Source organism: Microbacterium sp. 71-36 (assembly GCF_001898305.1).
GTDB lineage: Bacteria > Actinomycetota > Actinomycetes > Actinomycetales > Microbacteriaceae > Microbacterium.
The window spans coordinates 69,271-89,465 of sequence record NZ_MKTP01000006.1 but is presented as its reverse complement, the minus strand read 5'-3'; the positions used below and the strand labels follow the sequence as shown (position 1 = coordinate 89,465).

Annotated in this window: 18 protein-coding genes; 12 read left to right on the top strand and 6 right to left on the bottom strand. The window is 71.6% G+C overall.

Annotated features, from left to right (window positions below; all coding sequences use genetic code 11):
- Nucleotide 1 precedes the first annotated feature (1 nt).
- A complete protein-coding gene (locus tag BGO45_RS14510) occupies nt 2–139 on the bottom strand; it encodes a hypothetical protein (protein WP_292695427.1) in 138 nt (45 codons plus the stop codon).
- 104 nt (nt 140–243) lie between these two features.
- On the opposite strand from BGO45_RS14510, the gene BGO45_RS14505 reads away from it, so the two are divergent.
- From BGO45_RS14505 to BGO45_RS14490, 4 genes are all read left to right on the top strand, one after another.
- Entirely contained in the window at nt 244–720 is a 477-nt protein-coding gene (locus tag BGO45_RS14505) for a MarR family winged helix-turn-helix transcriptional regulator (RefSeq protein WP_076491216.1), read from the top strand.
- Between the two features lie 82 nt (nt 721–802).
- Nucleotides 803–1,222: an organic hydroperoxide resistance protein gene (locus BGO45_RS14500; RefSeq protein WP_076491217.1), complete on the top strand. Its 420-nt coding sequence runs from the start codon at nt 803–805 to the stop codon at nt 1,220–1,222.
- Nucleotides 1,223–1,314: 92 nt separating this feature from the next.
- Nucleotides 1,315–1,962, top strand: coding sequence for a response regulator transcription factor (locus tag BGO45_RS14495; RefSeq protein WP_076491218.1), 648 nt, complete (start codon nt 1,315–1,317; stop codon nt 1,960–1,962).
- Entirely contained in the window at nt 1,959–3,089 is a 1,131-nt protein-coding gene (locus tag BGO45_RS14490; RefSeq protein WP_292695422.1) for a histidine kinase, read from the top strand. Before BGO45_RS14495 ends, BGO45_RS14490 begins: the two co-directional genes overlap by 4 nt.
- A gap of 7 nt (nt 3,090–3,096) precedes the next feature.
- Here the strand turns inward: BGO45_RS14490 and BGO45_RS14485 are convergent, their stop codons facing one another.
- Entirely contained in the window at nt 3,097–4,152 is a 1,056-nt protein-coding gene (locus tag BGO45_RS14485; RefSeq protein ID WP_292695419.1) for a PIG-L family deacetylase, read from the bottom strand.
- 252 nt (nt 4,153–4,404) lie between these two features.
- On the opposite strand from BGO45_RS14485, the gene BGO45_RS14480 reads away from it, so the two are divergent.
- Nucleotides 4,405–4,692: a hypothetical protein gene (locus BGO45_RS14480; protein WP_292695416.1), complete on the top strand. Its 288-nt coding sequence runs from the start codon at nt 4,405–4,407 to the stop codon at nt 4,690–4,692.
- A gap of 73 nt (nt 4,693–4,765) precedes the next feature.
- Nucleotides 4,766–5,290 (top strand): YbhB/YbcL family Raf kinase inhibitor-like protein, encoded by a 525-nt coding sequence (locus tag BGO45_RS14475; protein WP_292695413.1) that lies wholly within the window; start codon nt 4,766–4,768, stop codon nt 5,288–5,290.
- A gap of 11 nt (nt 5,291–5,301) precedes the next feature.
- Here the strand turns inward: BGO45_RS14475 and BGO45_RS14470 are convergent, their stop codons facing one another.
- Nucleotides 5,302–6,405 (bottom strand): PIG-L family deacetylase, encoded by a 1,104-nt coding sequence (locus BGO45_RS14470; RefSeq protein ID WP_292695410.1) that lies wholly within the window; start codon nt 6,403–6,405, stop codon nt 5,302–5,304.
- A 331-nt stretch (nt 6,406–6,736) separates the two neighbouring features.
- Here BGO45_RS14470 and BGO45_RS14465 point away from each other — a divergent pair, with 331 nt between their 5' ends.
- The 3 genes from BGO45_RS14465 (at nt 6,737) to BGO45_RS14455 (ending at nt 10,826) form a co-directional block, all read left to right on the top strand.
- Nucleotides 6,737–8,302, top strand: coding sequence for a sugar transferase (locus BGO45_RS14465; RefSeq protein ID WP_292695408.1), 1,566 nt, complete (start codon nt 6,737–6,739; stop codon nt 8,300–8,302).
- 73 nt (nt 8,303–8,375) lie between these two features.
- Nucleotides 8,376–9,701, top strand: coding sequence for a UDP-glucose/GDP-mannose dehydrogenase family protein (locus BGO45_RS14460; protein ID WP_292695405.1), 1,326 nt, complete (start codon nt 8,376–8,378; stop codon nt 9,699–9,701).
- Between the two features lie 150 nt (nt 9,702–9,851).
- The gene (locus BGO45_RS14455; RefSeq protein WP_292695400.1) at nt 9,852–10,826 is read left to right on the top strand and encodes a LacI family DNA-binding transcriptional regulator; all 975 of its coding nucleotides are present in this window, start codon (nt 9,852–9,854) and stop codon (nt 10,824–10,826) included.
- A 41-nt stretch (nt 10,827–10,867) separates the two neighbouring features.
- Here BGO45_RS14455 and BGO45_RS14450 read toward each other — a convergent pair whose 3' ends face one another.
- From BGO45_RS14450 to BGO45_RS14440, 3 genes are read right to left on the bottom strand one after another with little or no spacing between them, the layout of a single operon-like run.
- The gene (locus tag BGO45_RS14450) at nt 10,868–12,508 is read right to left on the bottom strand and encodes a glycoside hydrolase family 32 protein (RefSeq protein ID WP_292695398.1); all 1,641 of its coding nucleotides are present in this window, start codon (nt 12,506–12,508) and stop codon (nt 10,868–10,870) included.
- On the bottom strand, nt 12,505–13,626 hold the full coding sequence (locus tag BGO45_RS14445; protein ID WP_292695396.1) for a hypothetical protein: 1,122 nt from the start codon (nt 13,624–13,626) through the stop codon (nt 12,505–12,507). Before BGO45_RS14445 ends, BGO45_RS14450 begins: the two co-directional genes overlap by 4 nt.
- Nucleotides 13,623–14,741, bottom strand: coding sequence for a choice-of-anchor L domain-containing protein (locus tag BGO45_RS14440; protein WP_292695395.1), 1,119 nt, complete (start codon nt 14,739–14,741; stop codon nt 13,623–13,625). Before BGO45_RS14440 ends, BGO45_RS14445 begins: the two co-directional genes overlap by 4 nt.
- Before the next feature lie 265 nt (nt 14,742–15,006).
- On the opposite strand from BGO45_RS14440, the gene BGO45_RS14435 reads away from it, so the two are divergent.
- The 3 genes from BGO45_RS14435 (at nt 15,007) to BGO45_RS14425 (ending at nt 20,188) form a co-directional block, all read left to right on the top strand.
- Nucleotides 15,007–16,614 (top strand): glycoside hydrolase family 68 protein, encoded by a 1,608-nt coding sequence (locus BGO45_RS14435; RefSeq protein WP_292695393.1) that lies wholly within the window; start codon nt 15,007–15,009, stop codon nt 16,612–16,614.
- Nucleotides 16,615–16,728: 114 nt separating this feature from the next.
- Nucleotides 16,729–18,621: a glucose PTS transporter subunit IIA gene (locus BGO45_RS14430; protein WP_292695390.1), complete on the top strand. Its 1,893-nt coding sequence runs from the start codon at nt 16,729–16,731 to the stop codon at nt 18,619–18,621.
- A gap of 97 nt (nt 18,622–18,718) precedes the next feature.
- Complete coding sequence (locus BGO45_RS14425) at nt 18,719–20,188, top strand: family 43 glycosylhydrolase (protein WP_292695388.1); 1,470 nt, start codon at nt 18,719–18,721, stop codon at nt 20,186–20,188.
- The last annotated feature ends 7 nt before the right edge of the window (nt 20,189–20,195 follow it).

The window sequence follows — 20,195 nt, the reverse complement described above, 5'->3', positions numbered from 1 at the left end:
ATCAGGCGGGCTCGGCGAGGCCCGGCACGCCCGGGACGGCGAGATCGAAGTGGTGCCCGTTGATGGCCAAGACGTCCCGATCGCCGTCGAGCGGGAAGCTCGACGAAGCCACGGCGCTCGCGTCGCTGCGGGGGGTCATGCGACCCATGGTGCGGGTGCGCCCGGCTTCGTGGCAGGGGTTGACTTCCGCGACTCTCTTCGATTCAAGTTGTGCGCAACTAAATTGTGTGCAACTCTTTTCCCATGCCCGCCGTCGACTCCCTCGTCTGCTTCGCTCTGTACGCGGCTAGCCGCACGACCACGCAGGCCTACCGCGTCCTCCTCGATCCGTGGGATCTCACGTACCCTCAGTACCTCGCGCTGGTGACCCTGTGGAACGACGGCGATCAGACCGTCAGCGGACTCGGCGACGCCCTGCAGCTCGACTCCGGCACGCTCTCGCCGATGCTCGCTCGCATGGAAACGGCGGGGTACGTCACCCGCGAGCGCCGCGCCGACGACGAGCGGGTCGTCACGGTGTCGCTCACCGCACGCGGACGCGAGATGCGCGACGAGCTGGCCCACGTCCCGCGATGCATCGCCGTGGGATCCGGCATCCCCGACGCCGACAGCGCCCACGAGCTGATCCGCGCCCTCCAGCAGTTGACGGTGGCGATGCGCGACCTGCGCGACCACCCGCGGACCGTCCTCGACGTGGTCACCGGGACCACGCGCGCCTGATCACCGGACGCCCCGCGCGTCCGCCCCCTGCCCACGTGTGCCGTCCGGCATCCGTTCGTCCTCGAGAAAGGAACACCCACCCATGGACGTCCTCTACACCGCCGAAGCCCTGTCCACCGGAGAGGGCCGCAACGGTCACGTCGTCGCCGGCGACCAGCTCGACCTCGACGTCGCCGTCCCGAAGGAGATGGGCGGATCCGGCAACGGCACGAACCCCGAGCAGCTCTTCGCCGCCGGTTACGCCGCGTGCTTCCACAGCGCCCTCCACGCCGTCGCCCGCGGCCACAAGGTGAAGCTGCAGGACTCGTCGGTGGGCGGTCGCGTGCAGATCGGCCCCAACGGTCAGGGCGGCTACCAGCTCGCCGTGCTGCTCGAGGTCGTCCTGCCCGGGATCGAGCACGACCAGGCCCAGCAGCTCGCCGACGAGGCGCACCAGGTCTGCCCCTACTCCAACGCCACGCGCGGCAACATCGAGGTGACGGTCACGGTCTCCGACGACTGACCCGCAGCGCGAAAGGGGATGCCGGTCGCCCGGCATCCCCTTTCGCGTTCCGGGGCGGGCGTCCCGGCCCGCCGCGACGTAGGGTGACAGACGTGATCCGCGTGGTAGTCGTCGACGACGAGGCCCTCGTCCGTTCGGGCTTCGAGCTCATCCTCGGCGCCGCCGCCGACATCGAGGTGGTCGCCGCGGTCGACGGTGACGGCGCCGTCGACACCATCCGACGCGAACGTCCCGACGTCGTCCTCCTCGACATCCGGATGCCGGGACGCAGCGGTCTGGACGTGCTGGCCGACCTCCGCGACGACCCGGACCGGCCGGTCATCGGCATCCTGACGACCTTCGACACCGACGAGCACATCGCCCGCGCACTGCAGGACGGCGCCTCCGGGTTCCTCGTGAAGGACACCCCGCCCGAGCACCTCGCGGCCATGGTGCGCTCACTCGCCGCCGGTGGCGTCGTGCTCTCCCCGCAGGTCTCGCGGACGTTGGTCGAAGGCTACGTCGGCGCGCCGGACCCCGACGCCGTGGAGCGCGTCGCGCTGCTCACCGAGCGCGAGCGCGACGTGCTCGAACACCTGCCCACGGGCGAGTCGAACGCCGAGATCGGCAAGCGCCTGCATCTCAGCGGCGCAACCGTGAAGGACCACGTCAGCGCCATCCTCGCCAAGCTCTCGGTCTCCACGCGGCTCGAAGCCGCCCTCATCGCCGAGCGCGCCCGCCGGGGCGGCGAACGCCGGTGACCACCGGCGCCCGCGATCGTCTGGCGGCCGTCACCCGCAGCCGGTGGTTCGCCGTCGTCACCGACCTCGCGCTGGCCGGCGCGGCGATCGTGGACGTCATCGTCCTGCTGCCCGAGTGGACGCCGTTCGAGATCGCGCTGGCCGCCGTCGCCGTCCTCGGGCTGCTGGTCCGCCGGCGCCTGCCCTGGGTCGCGTTCGCGCTGGTGCTCCCCGGCCTCCTCGTGGATGCCATGACCATCGCCGCACCGATCGCGCTGTACTCCGTCGCCGTGCGCGAGCGACGCCTCCCGCCGCTGCTGGTGGCCGGGGCCGTCACCTTCGTGTGCTTCCTCCTCCCCGACTGGCAGCTGCCGGAGCTGGACTACCTGGCTCCCTCCCTCCTGTACGCCCTCCTCTACGCCGCGACGCCGATCGCCCTGGGCGCACTGGTGCGCACGCGCAGCGAACTGAGCGACCGGGTCGCCGAGCTCTCGGCGGCGCGCGCGGCCGAGCGACTCCGCGACGAACAGGACGTCCTGCGCCAGGAACGCGCCCGTCTCTCCCGCGAGATGCACGACGTCGTCTCCCACCAGGTGAGCCTCATCGCCGTGCAGGCGGGCGCGCTCCAGGTGTCGTCGCCCGACCCGGCGGCCCGGGGAGCGGCCGGCGTGATCCGGTCCCTGGCGGTGCGCACGCTCGACGAACTCCGCCAGATGGTCGGCGTGCTGCGCGCCGAAGGCGCACCGACCCGTGGCGACAAACCGCAACCGACCCTCGACGACCTGCCTCGGCTGGTCGCCGACAGCGGCCTTCCCGCGGAACTGGTCACCGATGTCACCACCGATCTCGCGCCACCGCTGCAGCGCGCGGTGTACCGGACGATCCAGGAGGGGCTGACGAACGCCCGAAAGCACGCTCCCGGTGCCGCCGTGCGGGTGAGCGTGCGCACGTCGACCGCGACCATCGACGTCGTGATCGAGAACGACGCGCCCACGGAACCCGCGCTGGCCCTGCCCTCGGGCGGAGCCGGGCTCCGAGGGCTGCGGGAACGGGCCGAACTGCTCGGGGGCCGCCTGGCGGCCTCGAGCGAACCGGGCGGGGCCTTCCGACTCGCGGTGTCGCTCCCCCGCCGCACCCCGGAGGGCTGAGCCCGGGTCAGGACAGCCGCAACTCCGCCTCGGACTTGGGGTAGGTCCGTCGGAGCCAGTCGCCGAAACCGGGTTGCGCCAGGCACGTCGACGCCTCCGCGCACCGGACGACCGGGTCGTCGGCGGCATAGGTGCGGTACACCTCGACCTTGGCATCCAGCGCCTCGCCGGTGACGTTGACGGGCTGGTCCTGCGAGGGATACCCGAGGAAGTAGGACATGGCCTCCACCGGGATGCCGACGACGGGTGCCGACGCGCGCACGAGCGAGCCGACGCACGAGTGGTCGGGATGGTCGCCGCGGGCGAAGGCGCTCTCGTGCGGGACGTTGGTGCTGACACGCCGCGGCTGCGCCGCCGCCAGGAGCTCGGCGAGCGTCGCGGTCAGCCGGGGCAGATCGTAGGCCGGCGAGCCGTCGATCGGGGCGAGCTCCGCGACCCCGCCGTTGACGAGCTGGGTGAGCCCCGCGTCGCCCGTGGCGGCGAAGCCCTTCCCGTTCAGTCCGCCGTCGGGGAGCCGCAGGACGGTGATGGACAGTCGCGGTTCATCGGTCGGCACGAATCGCGTCACGACGGCACCGCTGAGGAGCGTCAGTCGACGTTCGTCCCACTCGGCGGTGGAACCTCGCATGAGGTCGTACGCCGCACGGATGCCGGCCTCGCGCTCCCGGGCGTAGTCGAGGCCCTTTCCGGCATCGCCCGCGGTGACGTACACCGCGCGTACGGTGGCGCCGCGGGAGATCGCGTCGGACAGCTCCGGGTTGGCGAAGATGATGTCGTCGTCCGCGTGCGCCCACATCGTCACGCTCGTATCGACGCCGGCCGGCTCGAGCGCCGGCGACGGCGAGGCCGGAACCGCGGGTGCGGGGATCGCCCGGAGCGGGATCCACGCCCCGACCGGCGGACCGCCCCGCCGGAACTGGCGTGCGAGGAGCGCACCGCCGCCGAGACCGACCACCGCCAGACCGCCGATGAGGAGGCCGCGTCGACTCACGCGGATGCGGCGGGCGTCGTTCGCCCCGCCGTCTCCGTCGCCTTCCGCCCCGGAAAGGTCGTCGTCCTGCACCGTGGCTCCGTCCCGTGTCCCCCCGGCCGAGCGCGACGAAGGCTTCGGGTCGTCGGCGGTCGGCGTGACCCTACGACGCTAGCGTGCCGACATCCCGAATCCGCCGCGCACACGCCTCGGCCCCACCGACCGGCGGGGCGACAGACGCCGATCGGCGGGTCCGTTCACCGGAGCGGCGGGACGGTGACGGCATCCACGTCGTTCATCGCACTCCCTCAGCGGACACCTAGAGAGGCTGGGAACACTCGGGGGATGCAGACGTCCTCGCCGCCGCGGTCACTGTCTCCCCTCGCCCGACGCATCCGTGCGGTGCTCTGGGACTGGGACCCGATCGGCGTGCGCGCGATCGGCGCCGGCTGGCCGGAAGACGAGTACGACGACCTCCTGCTGCCGCTCATGGCGGCCCTCGCCGAGCGGCCGAGCGTCGAGGAGCTCGCGGACGATCTGCGCACCGTCCTCGAAACGGACTACGGGCTCCCCTCCCCCGACGGTTGCGCCGAGGCGGCCCGCGCGCTGCTCGCCGTGCGCCGGGAGGACTGACGGGCGACTACCGAGCGGGCGCCGACGACGCAAGCCCGACGTGACCGCCGGATCGACGCCCTATCGTGCGGTCATGGTTGATCTGACCCGCCCCCAGACCCCCGATCCGTACCCGCTCCTCCCGGCCGTACCGTCCTTCGACGTCGTCAGCGACGACATCGCCGACGGTCGGCCCCTCAAGGACGACCAGGTCGCCTCCCGCGGCAACACGTCCCCGCACCTGCGCTGGTCGAACGTGCCCGAGGGCACGGCCTCGTTCACGATCACCTGCTTCGACCCGGATGCGCCCACACCGAGCGGCTTCTGGCACTGGGTGCTCGTCGATCTGCCGGCCGACGTACGCGAGATCCCCGCCGGCTTCGCGACGGGAGACCTGCCGGCGGGAGCCTTCCACGTCCGCAACGACGGCGGGCAGGCCGGCTTCCTCGGTGCCGCGCCACCCGAAGGGGATCAGCCCCACCGCTACTTCTTCGTTGTCCACGCCGTGGGCGCCGAGAGCCTCGGCGCGGAGGCCGATGCGACCCCCGCCGCCGTGTCCTTCGCCCTGGCGTTCCACACGCTCGGCCGTGCCATCGTGCACGGCACCTTCCAGCACTGAGGAGGAGTGCGTCAGGACATGCGGAGGTCGGCCTCGCCGAGCGGGTACGACCTCCGCAACCACTCGCCGAACTTGCGGGTCTTCAGGCAGGCGTCTCGATCGACGCAGCGCACCACCGAGTCCTGCTGCGCATAGATGCGGTAGGTCTCGACCTTGGCGTCCAGGACCGCGCCGTCCAGCGTCCGCGGCAGATCCAGGGACGGATAGCCGACGAAGTATCGGATGCCGGGCGCGGCCGCCGCATCGCGACCGATCGATTCGCGCACCAACGTCCCCACCGCGGAGTGATCGGGATGGTCGCCGGGCGCGTAAGCGCTGCCGCGGGGGACGTGGGTGAGGGTGCGCGCCGGGTGAAGTGCGGCGGCGATCTCGCTGAGGGAGGCCGACAGCTGCGCGCGGTCCACGACCGGTCCCCCGTCGATCGGGCCGAGGGTGGTGATGCCGCCGTCGAGGAGCTTGCTCAGCGTGGCGTGACCCGTGGCGTCGAAGCCGCCGTCGGTGATGTTGCCGTCGGGGAGCCGCACGAACATCACCGACAATCGCGGGTCGTTCTGCGGGGTCAGCCGCTCCATCCGCAGCCCGGAGTCGAGCGTCACGACGGCGGAGTCCCACAGTCCGTCGACGCCGCGCATGTGGTTGTACGCGCGCAGGATGCCGAGCTCGCGCGAGTGGGTGTAGTCCAGGCCTTTCCCGGCGTCGCCCGCCGTGAGGAAGACGGTGCGCACGCACTCGCCCGCCGCGATGGCGTCGGAGATCGTGGGGTTGCCGAAGATGATGTCGTCGTCGGGGTGCGCCCAGACCGTCAGGACCGTGTCACCCGCGCAGGCCTGCGCCGCGGGCGAGGCCGGCACTGTCGGCGCGGCGCTCGTCGTCGGCGCGGGGCTCGCCGTCTCGGACGGCACGCGCGGGGGAATGGACGCGAGGGTGGGCGTCGGACTCGGGGACGGGGTGGCCACCAGACCCGACCGACTGGTGGCGGCCCCGAGGGGCCAGACCCCGAGCGCGGTGGAGACGACGATCGATCCGCCGACGAGCAGGACGACCGCGAGCACCGCGATGAGAGCACCGGCACCCCACCCGAGGTGCCGGGGATTCGACCGGTCGGCGCGAGTCATGAGCGATCCCCCCGGCGTCGCGATCGGACGGCGTGCGACGTCGCCGACCGCGGTCGAGTCTAGGGGACTGGCACCTTGTACACCACAGCGACGCTGCCCGTCGGACACTTGACAGGAGCTCGCGAACATGCATCGAGCGGTCTGGGCCACCCGCGGTCGTGTCCACCAATCGGCGGACACCCGTCGTCACCTGGAGAAACGCCGGGTGACAAGCCCGCGCGTTCAGGAAACAATTCGTTCATACAGGGGTGATTCACGGGGTAAGTTGAGGCTGTTATCGTTCCGAGGAGAACCACGATCCGGGTCATCCGGGGGAAGGGGCCCACGCACTGTGACGTCTGACCTCAAGGTCGACGCGACATCGACGTCGCAGGGCACCGACATCGACGCTCCGGCGACGATGGCACCGGCCGTCCGCTCCTTCCTGGACCGTGACCCCCAGGGCACCGCCTCGACGCACGACCGCTGGCGCCAGCGGTATCGCCGCAACCTCATCCTCACGGACCTCGCCTCCCTCATCTGGGTGGTCTACGGCACGCAGCTGGCCTGGTTCGGAACGGGCAACGCCGCGGTCGCGGCGAGCCGCGACAACCGCATCACGGATCTCTCGTACTGGATCTTCTCGGCCGTCCTGATCGTGTCGTGGATGTGGGCGCTGTCGTTCGTCGACTCCCGCAGCGACCGAGTCCTCGGCACCGGCTCCCAGGAGTACATCCGCGTCCTCGATTCCAGCTTCCGACTCTTCGGAACGATCGCGATCATCGCCTTCCTGACGCAGATCGACGTCGCGCGCGGGTACCTGCTGATCAGCCTGCCCGTCGGCATCCTGGTCCTCATCTTCACGCGATGGCTGTGGCGGCAATGGCTGGTCGTGCAGCGCTCCCGGGGCAAGTACTCGGCGCACGTGCTCCTCGTGGGGTCCCTGCCGTCCGTGACCCAGCTCGCCCGTGAGTTCGCGCGCAACCCGAACGCCGGGTACCGCGTCGTGGGGGCCTGCGTCCCCAGCGGCAAGGTCGCCGACACCATCCCCGGAACCGACATCCCCGTCATGGGCCACGTCGGCGACATCTCCCGCGCCCTGCAGGTCACCGGCGCGGACACCGTCGCCGTGACGAGTGCGGACGAGCTGCCGGCGGACAAGGTGAAGCAGATCTCGTGGAGCCTCGAAGCCGGCCGACAGCACCTCGTGCTGGCCCCGAGCATCATCGACATCGCGGGCCCGCGGCTGCACACCCGCCCCGTCGCGGGTCTTCCCCTCATCCACGTCGAGACACCGCGGTTCTCGCGCGGCCAGGTCTTCCTCAAGCGCACCGTCGATCTGATCGCGAGCGTCGTCGGCGTCATCGTCCTGAGCCCCCTCCTGGCGTTCCTCGCGATGGCGGTCCGACTCTCCAGCGAGGGGCCGGTGTTCTTCCGGCAGAAGCGCGTGGGATTCCGCGGTCGCGAATTCACGATGATCAAGTTCCGCTCGATGGTCGTCAACGCGGAGGACCTCCTCGAGCAGCTCGCCCGGCAGGAACGGGATGCCGGCAACGAGGTGCTCTTCAAGATGAAGAACGACCCGCGGGTCACTCCGATCGGCCGGATCATGCGCAAGTTCAGCCTCGACGAACTGCCGCAGCTGTTCAACGTGATCGGCGGCTCGATGTCGCTCGTCGGCCCGCGCCCCCCGCTGCCGTCGGAGGTGGCCCTCTACGCTGATCACGTGCACCGTCGGTTCCTGGCCAAGCCCGGCATCACGGGCCTGTGGCAGGTGAGCGGGCGCTCCTCCCTCTCGTGGGAGGAGTCGGTGCGCCTCGATCTGTCGTACGTCGAGAACTGGACGCTCGTCGGCGACTTCGTCATCCTCGGCAAGACCGCCCGCGCCGCCCTGGCGCCGGGCGAGACGGCCGCGTGAACTCCCCGCGCTCCCGCGCGGGCCGACGGCGCGACACTCGCGCGCCGTCTCTCTACAAAGCTGGAGGAGACCTGTGCGTCTTTCTGTGATTGGTTGCGGATACCTGGGAGCCGTTCACGCGGCGGCGATGGCCTCGATCGGACACGAGGTCGTCGGAATCGATGTCGACGAGCGGAAGGTGGCCTCCCTCTCGAAGGGCGAAGCGCCCTTCTTCGAGCCCGGACTCCAGGAGATCCTCACCGAGGGCATCGCCTCCGGCCGGCTCTCGTTCACGACCGACATGTCTGCGGCGCAGGGCGCGAAGGTCCACTTCATCGGCGTCGGCACACCGCAGCAGCCGGGCGGGTACGCCGCGGACCTCACCTACGTCCACGCGGCGGTCGACGGTCTGCTCCCCTATCTCTCCGAGGGCGACATCGTCGCGGGCAAGTCGACCGTTCCGGTCGGGACGGCGGAGTCGCTCGCGCCGCGCGTCTCCGAGCGCGGCGCCACCCTCGTCTGGAACCCCGAGTTCCTCCGCGAAGGATGGGCCGTGCAGGACACCGTCGACCCCGATCGTCTCGTGGCCGGCGTGCCGAGCCTCGACGGCGCCCCGAGCGAAGAGGGCGCCCGGACGGCGGACGTCCTGCGCGAGGTGTACCACCCCTCCATCGCCAAGGGCACCCCGTTCATCGTCACGGACTACGCGACGGCCGAGCTCGTGAAGGTGTCGGCGAACGCGTTCCTCGCGACCAAGATCAGCTTCATCAACGCCATGGCGGAGATCGCCGAGGTCACCGGCGCCGATGTGACGACCCTCGCCGACGCGATCGGTCACGACGCGCGCATCGGCCGGCGCTTCCTCGGGGCCGGCATCGGCTTCGGCGGCGGCTGCCTGCCCAAGGACATCCGCGCCTTCTCGGCGCGCGCCGAAGAGCTGGGCCGCGGCGAGTCGGTGGCGTTCCTGCGTGAGATCGACGCGATCAACCTGCGGCGACGGGACCGCGCCGTCGACCTCACCGTCCAGGCGCTGGGCGGTTCGGTCTTCGAGAAGAAGGTGACCGTGCTCGGAGCGGCCTTCAAGCCGCACAGCGACGACATCCGCGACTCCCCCGCGCTCGACGTGGCGGTGCGCCTGCACGGCCTCGGCGCGGACGTGACGCTCACCGACCCGGCCGCGATCGACAACGCCCGTCGCATCCACCCGCAGCTGACCTACGTCGAGGACCGTGACGAGGCCCTCCGTGGTGCCGACGCCGTCATCGTCGTCACCGAGTGGGACGAGTACCGCCGCGAGCTCGACCCGGCCCGGGCCGCCGAGCTGGCTGCCGGCCTCGTGGTGGTCGACGGTCGCAACTGCCTGGATGCCGCCGCCTGGCGCGCCGCGGGCTGGACCTACTACGGCATGGGTCGCCCCTGACCTCGGACGAGTGGAACGTCGGGCCCGCGGCATCCTGTCGCGGGCCCGACGTCGTCCGTCGCCGGCGTCGGATGCGGTGTCCCTGTTCCGGTGGGATAGCGTCGAAGGGGCGCCCGCGCCCGTTTCCCGAACCTGGAGCGTGAGCATCCGATGAGCCGACCCAAGCTGCAGGACGTCGCCGCGCACGCGGGCGTCTCGGTCACCACCGTCTCGCGCGTCCTCAACAACCGCGGCTACCTCAGCGACGACATCCGCCGCCGCGTCGACGAGGCGGTGTCCGCCCTCGGATATCGCCCGAACGAGATCGCCCGGTCGCTCATCGGCCAGCGGTCCACGCTCGTGGGACTCATCGTGCCCACGGTGTCCGACCCGTTCTTCGGCGAACTCGCCACGCATGTCGAGGGCGCGCTCGCCCAGAGCGGTTACAAGATGCTGCTCTGCGACTGCCACGACACCCCCGAGCGCGAGGAGCGCTATCTCGACCTCCTCCAGGGCAATCGGGTCGACGGCATCATCAGCTCCACGCACAACCGGGACATCGCGGGCTACGGACGCGCGGACCTGCCGATCGTCGCGATCGACCGGCGTCTCGGCGACGGCATCCCGACCGTCCACAGCGACAATCGCACCGGAGGGCTCCTCGCCGCCGAGCACCTGGTCGCCCGTGGCTCACGGGCACCCGTGCACATCACCGCGACCGATCATCCGGGCAACGCCCGCGCCGCCGCGTACCGCGAGGTGATGCAGCGACACGGGATCGACCCGCGGGTGGTGGCCTACGGCTACGACACCCCGGTCGATCGTCGCCGCGCCGCCATCGAGACATGGCTGTCGCTGAATCCGGCGGACGGGGTGTTCGCCAGCGACGACCTCACCGCGCTCATGGCACTGGAATGGGCGCGCAAGACCGGACGGCGCGTCCCGGACGATCTCCGCATCGTGGGATACGACGGCGCCGCCGCGCTGCGGACGGCGGTGCCCGGGCTCACCACCGTCCGTCAGCCGATCGAGCGGATGGCCCAGCGGGCCGTCGACCTGCTGCGGGCGAGGATCGCGGATGCCACGGCGTCCGACACGGCGGAGGAACCGCTGCCGGTCGAACTGCTGCAGGGGTGGACGTCCTGAGGGTGCGACCCCGCCGGTCCTCCGACGGAGTCACACCTGACTCACGGGGCGTTCGGGTCGTTGACCGCCAGCGGGGACAGCGCGACGTCACGGATCCGCGCCGCGGCGCCGACGGCCTCGACCGTGACGCCTCCGGCGAGGTCGACATAGGCCGCGGAAGTGAGCGATGCCCGCCCTTCCCCCGCGAAGACCTCGATCGAGGACGCGTCCACGATCACGTCGAGCACCAGCATCCCGTCGGCGTCCACAGGAGCCACGCGCACCTGACGGTACGTCGCCGGCAGGGTGTCCGCGACCTGATCGCGGCGGCGGTCGAGGAAGACCACGCCCGCCTCCGCGTCGTAGCCCACGGTGACCTCGCCCCCATCGGACGATCCCAGCCGCAGACGCACCTCGCCGCCGTCGGGCGCCGAGACGGTCGCCCGGAGGCGGTAGGCGCCCCCGGTCCCCCGCACCGGCAGCGAGGTGATCTCTCCCGCGGCCATCTCCACGGGGGCGACGCCGGAGCGCACCGGACCCTCGTGAGCCGTGACCGCGGCAACCGGCTGCGAGAGCAGCGTGAGGCGCCCGTCCACCTCGCGCAGAGTGATCTCCCGCGTCGTCGAGAGCGAACCGCCCTGCCAGGTCCCGCCGGGCAGATCGCGGGCATAGGACCAGTTGTTGACCCACGCGAGCGCGAAGCGGCGCTCCAGACGGCCGCGGTCCCCATCCCGCGGGTCGTCCCAGGTCACCGCGGCGTAGAAGTCGGCGCCCCCGTCGAGCCACTGCGGCTCCTCGGCCTCGGCGGTGAACCGCTCCCCGTCCCACGCACCGGTCCAGTACGCGAATCCGGTCGTGCCGCCCGTGCGGATGGCATCCGCACTCGCGCCGAGCACCCAGGTACGACGCCCGGAGACCGGGTCGACCATCTCGAACAGATCGGGGCACTCGAGCAACCCGTAGCCTTCGCGGGCGAAGTCCGAGACGTAGGTCCATTCGCGCAGGTTCCTCGACGTGTAGAAGCCCAGTCGCTCCCCCTCCGCCAGGACCATCACCCACTGCTCGTGGGCGTCGTCCCACACGACCTTGGGATCGCGCCAGTCGGCGGCGCCGGGGTTGTCCATGATCGGGTTCCCTTCGTAGTCCTGGAAGGTGCGCCCGCCGTCGGTCGAGGTGAACAACGACTGCCGCTGCACCCCGTCGTCCTGCTGGGTCGTCAGCGCCACGATCGTGCCCGCGCCGAACCCCGCGGTGTCGCGCTCGTCGACGACGGCGCTGCCGGTGAGGATGTCGCCCAGGCCGTTGCGGTACTTCTCGATCGCGATGCCCCGGTTCTTCCAGGTCACCATGTCGGTCGAGGTGGCCAGGTGCCACTCCGTGCCGTTGCCCTCGGGGTAATCGGCGTTGTACAGGTAGTAGAGGTGCCACTCGCCGTCGACGAGGACGGGGCGCTGCGGGTCGTTGATCCAGTGGCGCTCCGGCGTGAGGTGGAACGTCGGCCGGAACCTCTCCCAGCCCTCGGGCACGTCGAACGCGTCGGGTACGGCCGTGGGCGTCGGCACGACGGGCGCCGGAGCGTCGCGCGGAACCAGGAGGACGACGAGACCGATCGCCACGACCGCGACGCCGGCGATCAGGGCGAGCAGGGCTCCCCCGCGCGGGCGAGGGGCGCGTGCGGCGCGGGGGTTCTCGACGCCCGTCACGCACGCCCCCGGACACGGCGCGCGCGCACCGCGAGAACGGCGCACCCCGCCGCCAGCAGAAGGGCGGCGGTCGCCCCGAGCGGAAGGGCGGTGTCTCCCGCCCCCGTCTCGGCCAGGCGTGCGGGCACCGGCGCTGCGGGCGTCGGGGTCCCCGTGACCGGGGGTTCCGGCAGCGGCGGCTCCGGCTGCGGCGGAGTGGTCGGCGGAACCGTGGGCGGCACGATCAGGACGGGCTCCCACCCGACCGTGCGCACCGGCTCCCCCGTCTGAGTGCGACGGGCCTCGAAGGTCGCCACGTTGGTGATCTCGCTGGACGGCGCCTCCGGCACGGTGTCGAGCGCGACTTCGACGATCTCGTCGGCCACGGGCGCGACGCGCACGGTCACTTCGGTTTCGGAGCAGTCGACGCGCACACGATCCGCGGGCACCGCGACGGGCTCGACGAGGGCACCCGTGTCCGGATCCGTCGCGGTCGCGGACCGTACGCTCACGCCCGCCGCGCAGTCGATGCGCTGACCCGGGCCCACGCTGTCGATGATGTCGAGCACGTCCCACGGACCGCGGGGCGACTCGACGACCCATCGCGCGCGGGTCTCGTCCTCGTCGACCCAGAAGCCGTACTTGTTCCCGCGGGTGCGATCGGGGATGCCGTAGAACGGTCCGGGGCGCTCGCCGGGACGCAGCGTGGCATCCGCCTCGGACGACGAGGTCGTCACGATCGGAGGCACGGGGTCGGCGGTCGAGCGGACGATGGCCTCGCCGACGCGATTCGCCGGGTCGGCGACGGCGTCGGTGAGTTCGATGACGAGCCGACCGGTCGCGTCGAGCCGGGCGGTCCCGATCACGACCCCGGTGGAGGAGATCCAGTCGGCTCCCGCCGCACCGCCCGCGTGCTCCGGGAGGAAGAGCTCGACGGTGTCACCGGGAGCGGCTTCCGCGGGAAGCGTCCACCGCACGTCCGAGACGGTGGAGGGGCCGTCCTGGACCACGGTGGTCTCCGCCACGAGCGACAGGTCGCTGCGCGCGTGGGCGGGAGCGGCGAGGACCGTCGCTCCCGCAAGGGCGAGCACCACGCCGGCGGCGCAACGGACGGGGAGGCGGGAGCCGACGCGGATCACGGCGCGCTCACCCCGTCGCGGGCACGGCGGCGGCGGGCGATCACGAGGGCGGCCACTCCGGCCCCCATCGCGGCCGCAGCGATGCCGGCCCCGGCGGCGAGCGCGGACCCGTCGACACCGGTGTTCGCCAGCGGCGAGCCGGGCCGGGTCGACCCGGAGGCGGTGGACGAGGTGTCGGCGGCGGGGACGGGATCGGGGGATGCCGAGGCTCCGCCGTCACCGTCCGTCGGGGGCGTGGTCGGCGTCGTGGGGCCGGCCACGGAGCTGATGCCCCCGGCGGCGAGGAGGAGCGTCGAGTCGAGCTGACCGTCCACGGTGTCGGCCACCGCGGCCACGACCGTAACCGGCTGGCCGGGGGTGACCGCGGCGGTGCACGTCAGGGGCACGGTGTAGCCGTTCATCTCGGTCGCGCGGTCGCCGGGAGCGCCGTCAGCCGTGACATTCGAGACGAACAGGTCGGAGTGCGTGTCCGCGTTGATGGATTCCAGCCCCACGGGCAGGTCGCCGACGGTCGAGCAGAGGCGGCCGTCGACGTAGACACCGAACGCGTCGGTGTAATCGCGCCCGGCCCAGCCGGCATACTCTTCACTCCCGATCTGATAAACGATTGTCAGAGTTTCGCCCGCGGGAACCAGCTCGAGGTGCAGTTCGGCCGCGTCGTACGTGGTGCGACCGAACGAGGACTCCAACACGGCGGAGCCGCCCCCACCGAGGTCGCCCGTGGTGGTGAGCTTGGCGTTGGGGCCGGTCAACGCCGACACGGTGAAGTCGACGTCGGCCGCGGACGACGGATCCGCCGCACGCAGCGAACCGGTGCTGAGTGCCACGCCGGAGACCGGGCCGGCGGGCAGCCCGAGGTCGAGGTCGGAGAAGGAGCCCGCCTGCACCCCACGCCCCGCCGCGAGCGACGCGGACGCGAGCGTGACGTGCTCTCCGATCAGGGATTCTGCCGCTTCCGCGACGTCCTGCGCCTCGAACGTCGAGAGGGAGGTCGCCGCGTGGGCAGGGGCGGCGGCGAGCAGGATCAGCGCCGCGGAGGACGCCAGGGCAGCCGCCGTCGCGGCGGGCAGCCGGCGGGACAGCGCCCGGCGGGCGGTGGGGACGAGAGGGGTCATGACACTCCAGAGGATGGTGGCGGGCGCGCCGGACGCGGGTCTGTTCGACCGGGTTCACGTCGTCGCGAGGGGTGGCGGATGCGGGCTCAGATGACCGCGGAGAGGAGGGATGCCACGGAGCACGCCCTGCGGCGGCTCGCGTCGAGAGTGCCAGAGATTCCCAGCGAACACAAATTATGCCAATCGTTTGACACATTGCGGATGACTTCTTACGCTGGCCCTGAGGAGAAGGATCCACGTCTTGCGAACGAGAAAGCAGAACGACGTGACCACCACGCACAACCGAGCGGGGCGTACGCGCTTCCGGCTCGCCGCGATCACCGCCGTGATCGCCACGACCGCCGCACTCGCGGCGGGCGCCCCGGCGCAGGCGCAGGACACCCCCGAAGCGGTTCCGGGCTTCCCGGCACCGACGACGCACACGCAGAAGGCGTACGACCCCGAGGCCGACTTCACCGCCAAGTGGACTCGGGCCGACGCACGGCAGCTCAAGGCGATGAGCGATCCCGCCGCGCCGTCGCGGGCGAACTCGATGCCCGAGGACTACACGATGCCGACGGTGCCCCAGGACTTCCCCGACATGAGCAACGAGGAGGTGTGGGTCTGGGACAGCTGGACCCTCACCGACGGCACCTCCGCGCAGCCGAGTTTCAAGGGCTGGGAGGTGGTGTTCTCCCTCGTCGCCGACCGCAAGCTCGGCTTCGACGACCGGCACACCTACGCCAAGCTCGGCTACTTCTTCCGCAAGGCCGACGTGGCCGAGCGGCCCGCCGACGGCGGCTGGACCTACGGCGGCCTGGTGTTCCCCGAGGGCGCGTCCGGCGCGATCTTCGAGGACCAGTCCTTCAGCCACCAGACCGAGTGGTCGGGCTCGACCCGGATCTTCGACGGCAACAAGCTGCGCATCTTCTACACCGCGGTGGCGTTCTACCGCAACGAGGACGGCTCCAACCGGAAGCCGTACGACCCGCGTCTCGTCCAGAGCGAGGGCCGCCTCTTCGCCGATGAGAGCGGCGTGTGGATGACCGGCTTCCGCGACCAGCACGACATGCTGCAGGCCGACGGCGAGTACTACCAGACCGGCGCGCAGAACGAGTTCTTCAACTTCCGCGACCCGTTCACCTTCGAGGACCCCGCCCACCCCGGCAAGACGTACATGGTCTTCGAGGGCAACTCCGCCTTCGCCCGCGGCGAGCGGGCGTGCACCGAGGACGACATGGGCTACGCGCCCGGCGACCCGCACGCCGAGACCGCCGACCAGGCGATGGACCAGGGTGCGCACTTCCAGATGGCCAATGTGGGGCTCGCCGTCGCCGAGAACGCGGCGCTGACCGAGTGGCGGTTCCTGCCGCCGATCCTGTCGGCCAACTGCGTCAACGACCAGACCGAGCGTCCGCAGATCTACATCAAGGACGGCAAGTACTACCTGTTCACGATCACGCACCGCGGCACGTACGCGGCCGGCATCGACGGCCCCGAGGGCGTTTACGGCTTCGTCGGCGACGGCATCCGGAGCGACTTCCAGCCGGTCAACCGCGGCTCGGGACTGGCCCTCGGCAGCCCCGCCAACCTGAACTTCCCGGTCGGAACCCCCTTCGCTCCGCATCCCGACCAGCACCCGGGACAGTTCCAGGCGTACTCGCACTACGTGATGCCCGACGGCCTCGTGCAGTCGTTCATCGACACCATCGGCACCAGTGACGACTTCGTGCGCGGTGGAACCCTCGCCCCGACCGTCCGTGTCGACATCGAGGGCGACGCGGTGACCGTCGACCGTTCGTACGGCACGAACGGCCTCGGCGGCTGGGCCGACATCCCCTCGGGATACGCTCACGACATCTCCCCCGCGGCCGACCCGCGGCCGATCGGCTGACGCTCCCTCCTCCCGAACGGGGTCCCGCGATGCGGGGCCCCGTTCGTCTTCCCTGCCGACCGCGTAGCCTGGACGTCACCACCCCGGGGAAGGGTGCGAGGGGTCCGGGTGCCGATGGATGCCATGACGATGGCCGACGCGATCCTGGACGCCCTGGGCGGCGCCGGGAACGTCCGCGACGTGACGCACTGCGCGACACGTGTGCGGGTGGAGCCGGCCGAAGCCGCGCGTGTGGACGTCGCGTCGCTCGCTCGGATCCCCGGCGTCCTCGCGGCGCAGGTGGTCGGCGAGCGCGTGCAGATCGTCGTCGGGCCGGGAAGGGTGGAGGCGGTCACCGCAGCCGTCCGCCGGAGAGCCGGATCCGCCCCGACTCCCGCAGATCCCGGCCGACTGCCGGCGCGGGCCGTGGGCCTCCTGGTCGACGTGTTCACGCCGCTGCTCCCGGCCTTCGTGGCCGGAGGCCTCCTCACGGCCCTCCACAACGTCCTCGCCGGCCCCGGGGTGTTCGGCGACGCAGCCCTCGTCGACATGGTGACCTGGCTGCGCGGCCCCGTGGCCCTGGTGGGACTGCTCGGCGCCGCGGTGTTCGCGTTGCTCCCCGTCCTCCTCGGATTCTCCGCGGCCGGACGCTTCGGCGGCAGTCCGTACCTCGGCGCCGCGATGGGCGCCGCGCTCGTCGCCGCGCCCGGCCTCACCGCCGACCGCACCCTGCCGGCGATCCACCTCGCGCCCGACACGGGGTGGGTCATCGCGGGTGTGGATGTGCTGGCCATCGACTACCAGGGCACCGTCGTGCCGATCATCGCGATCTGTTTCGTCCTGGCCCGCCTGGAGCGGTTCTTCGCGCGACGGACGCGGGGATCGGCGCGCCTGCTGCTCGTGCCACTACTGACCCTGCTCACCACCGGCCTGCCGGCCTTCCTGCTGCTCGGGCCGGTCCTGCGCTTCCTCGGCGACGCAGCCGCACAGGGGATGGAGTGGCTGTACACGAGCGCGGGGGTTCTCGGCGGGGCTCTCGTGGGCGCGGTCTACTCCCCGCTGGTGGTGACGGGACTCCACCAGGGATTGATCGCGATCGAGTTGGGTCTGTTGTCCACGGGCGGATCGTTCATCTTCCCCATCGCCGCGGCCGCGAACGTGGCGCAGGCCGCGGCGTCTCTCGCGGTGTGGCTCAGCGCGCGCCGAGGGACCCGCCTGCGCGCCCTGGCGGCGACGGCGACCGCCCCCGCCGCCCTCGGGATCGCCGAACCGGCGATGTTCGGCGTGACCCTCCGGCTGCGCGTGCCCTTCCTGATCGCGGTGGGCGCGACCGCGGTGTCGGCGGCGCTCCTGGCCGCCTGGCATGTCCAGGCGGTGACACTGGGCGCCGCGGGGGTGCTCGGGTTCGCCTCGATCGCGCCGGGGAGCGTCGGGCCGTTCCTGGTCTGCCTGGCTGTGGCGGTGCTGCTGTCGTTCGGGGGCACGCTGACGTGGGCGCGATGGCGGCGACGGAGAGGCCGTACGATCGACGCCGATGGTCCCGGCCGGGACGGCGACGGGCCCGTGATCGTGTCCCCCGTCTCCGGCCGACGCGTGACCGTGGAGTCGCTCCCCGATCCGGCGTTCGCCTCCGGCTCCCTCGGGCCGACGTCGGCGGTGACACCCTCGAGCGGCCTGATCGTCGCACCGGCATCCGGCACGATCACCGCCGTCGCGGCGACGGCGCACGCCTACGGCATCACCACATCCGGCGGGACGGAGGTGCTGGTGCACGTCGGCATCGACACGGTGCGGCTGCGCGGCGAGGGGTTCCGGCCGCTCGTCCGCAGCGGCGACCGCGTGGTCGTCGGCGAGGCGCTCGCGCAGGTGGACCTCGACGCGATCGTCGGCGCGGGTCTGGATCCCGTCGTGATGACCATCGTCACGCACGCGGGCGACCGCACATTCACCCCGGTCGACGGCGGGGCCAGGGTCACCGCGGGCGCTCCCGTGCTTCGCGCATCAGGGATCGCGACATCATCTGATTAACCGCTTGACCAACCTTGCAAGACGTTGCTACGTTCTGCGTAACCGATTAACCATCCCCGGTTCGTCGGCGACATCGTCTCGATGAGGAGTCATCCGCATGGACCAGCGAGGGTTCTTCCGACCGCCGAACGCATGGGTCGGCGACGTCATCCCGTGGGAGGAAGACGGCCGGTTCCACCTCTTCTACCTGCACGAGTCCCGGCAGGTCCCCAAGGTCGGGATGCCGTGGCACCGCGTCGTCACCGACGACCTCGTCACCTTCGTCGAGACCGGTCCCGCCCTCCCCTCCGGAGGATCGGATGCCGCCGACTTCAACGTCTACACCGGCAGCGTCGTCGTGGAAGGCGGCATCCACCACGTCTTCTACACCGGGCAGAACCCCGACCGGATCGGGGCCGACGGCCTCCCGCTGCAGGTCGTCCTTCACGCCACGAGCACCGACGGGATGCGCACGTGGGTGCGCCAGCTCGAGGACACCTTCGGCGCCACCTCGGGCTACGAGACCGCCGACTGGCGCGATCCCTTCGTCTTCCGCGACGACGAAGCGGGCCTCTGGCGCATGCTCGTCACGGCCCGTCACGCCGACGGCCCCGAGCGCCGGCGCGGAGTGATCGCGCAGTGCGTCTCGCACGACCTGCGCACGTGGGAGGCCGTCGAGCCCTTCTGGGATCCGCGCCGCTACATCGCTCACGAATGCCCCGAGGTGTTCGAGTGGAACGGGTGGTGGTACCTCGTGTACTCCGAGTTCAGCGAATCCTTCACGACGCGCTACCGCGTCTCCCGCAGCCTCCACGGCCCGTGGCAGGTACCCGAGAACGACACGATCGACGGACGCGCCTACTACGCCGCGAAGTCCGCCGCCCGCGACGGACGCCGGTTCTTCTTCGGATGGATCTCCTCCCGCGAGGGCGGCACCGACGACGGCGCGTGGCAGTGGGCCGGCACGCTGTCGGTCCTCGAGGCGGAGCAGAACGCCGACGGCTCTCTGCGCTTCCACCCGCCGATCGAGCTCGCCGAGACCTTCGGCGAACGGCTCGTCGCAACGGCATCCGGGACCGCTCTGTCCGCCCCCGACGGCTACGCCGACATCGTCCTTCCGGTCGATCTGCCCGCGGCCTTCCGCGTCGACGCCGTCTTCGACATCGCCCCCGGGACCACCGAATGCGGTCTGCTGCTGCGGGCGAGCGCCGACGGCGACGAAGCGTACGTCCTGCGCCTCGAGCCGCGACGCAACCGCCTGGTCTTCGACCGCTGGCCCCGCCGCCGCACCGGAGGAGAGCAGTGGCAGATCTCGGGCGACGTCCCCCACGTCGTCGAGCTCGAACGCCCGGTCACGCTCGTTCCGGGGCCGCACCGGCTCGAGGTCGTCGTCGACGGCGACCTCTGCGTCGCCACGGTCGACGGCTCGGTGACCCTCAGCACGCGCCTCTACGACCGGACCGAGGGTCGCGTCGGCGCCTTCGTCGGCGAGGGCACCGCGACGGTGCTCTCGCTGGAGGTCACCGGACCGTCCGCCGACACCGCACCGGCGTCGTCGCTCGACGACGCTCTCCTCGCCTCTTCCTGACCCGCAC

Coding starts and splice junctions, on each gene's coding strand:
- BGO45_RS14505 (WP_076491216.1), top strand. CDS start 244: ATGCCCGCCGTCGACTCCCTCGTCTGCTTCGCTCTGTACGCGGCTAGC.
- BGO45_RS14440 (WP_292695395.1), bottom strand. CDS start 14,741: ATGACCCCTCTCGTCCCCACCGCCCGCCGGGCGCTGTCCCGCCGGCTG.
- BGO45_RS14425 (WP_292695388.1), top strand. CDS start 18,719: ATGGACCAGCGAGGGTTCTTCCGACCGCCGAACGCATGGGTCGGCGAC.
- BGO45_RS14480 (WP_292695416.1), top strand. CDS start 4,405: ATGCAGACGTCCTCGCCGCCGCGGTCACTGTCTCCCCTCGCCCGACGC.
- BGO45_RS14470 (WP_292695410.1), bottom strand. CDS start 6,405: ATGACTCGCGCCGACCGGTCGAATCCCCGGCACCTCGGGTGGGGTGCC.
- BGO45_RS14475 (WP_292695413.1), top strand. CDS start 4,766: ATGGTTGATCTGACCCGCCCCCAGACCCCCGATCCGTACCCGCTCCTC.
- BGO45_RS14455 (WP_292695400.1), top strand. CDS start 9,852: ATGAGCCGACCCAAGCTGCAGGACGTCGCCGCGCACGCGGGCGTCTCG.
- BGO45_RS14510 (WP_292695427.1), bottom strand. CDS start 139: ATGACCCCCCGCAGCGACGCGAGCGCCGTGGCTTCGTCGAGCTTCCCG.
- BGO45_RS14500 (WP_076491217.1), top strand. CDS start 803: ATGGACGTCCTCTACACCGCCGAAGCCCTGTCCACCGGAGAGGGCCGC.
- BGO45_RS14430 (WP_292695390.1), top strand. CDS start 16,729: ATGGATGCCATGACGATGGCCGACGCGATCCTGGACGCCCTGGGCGGC.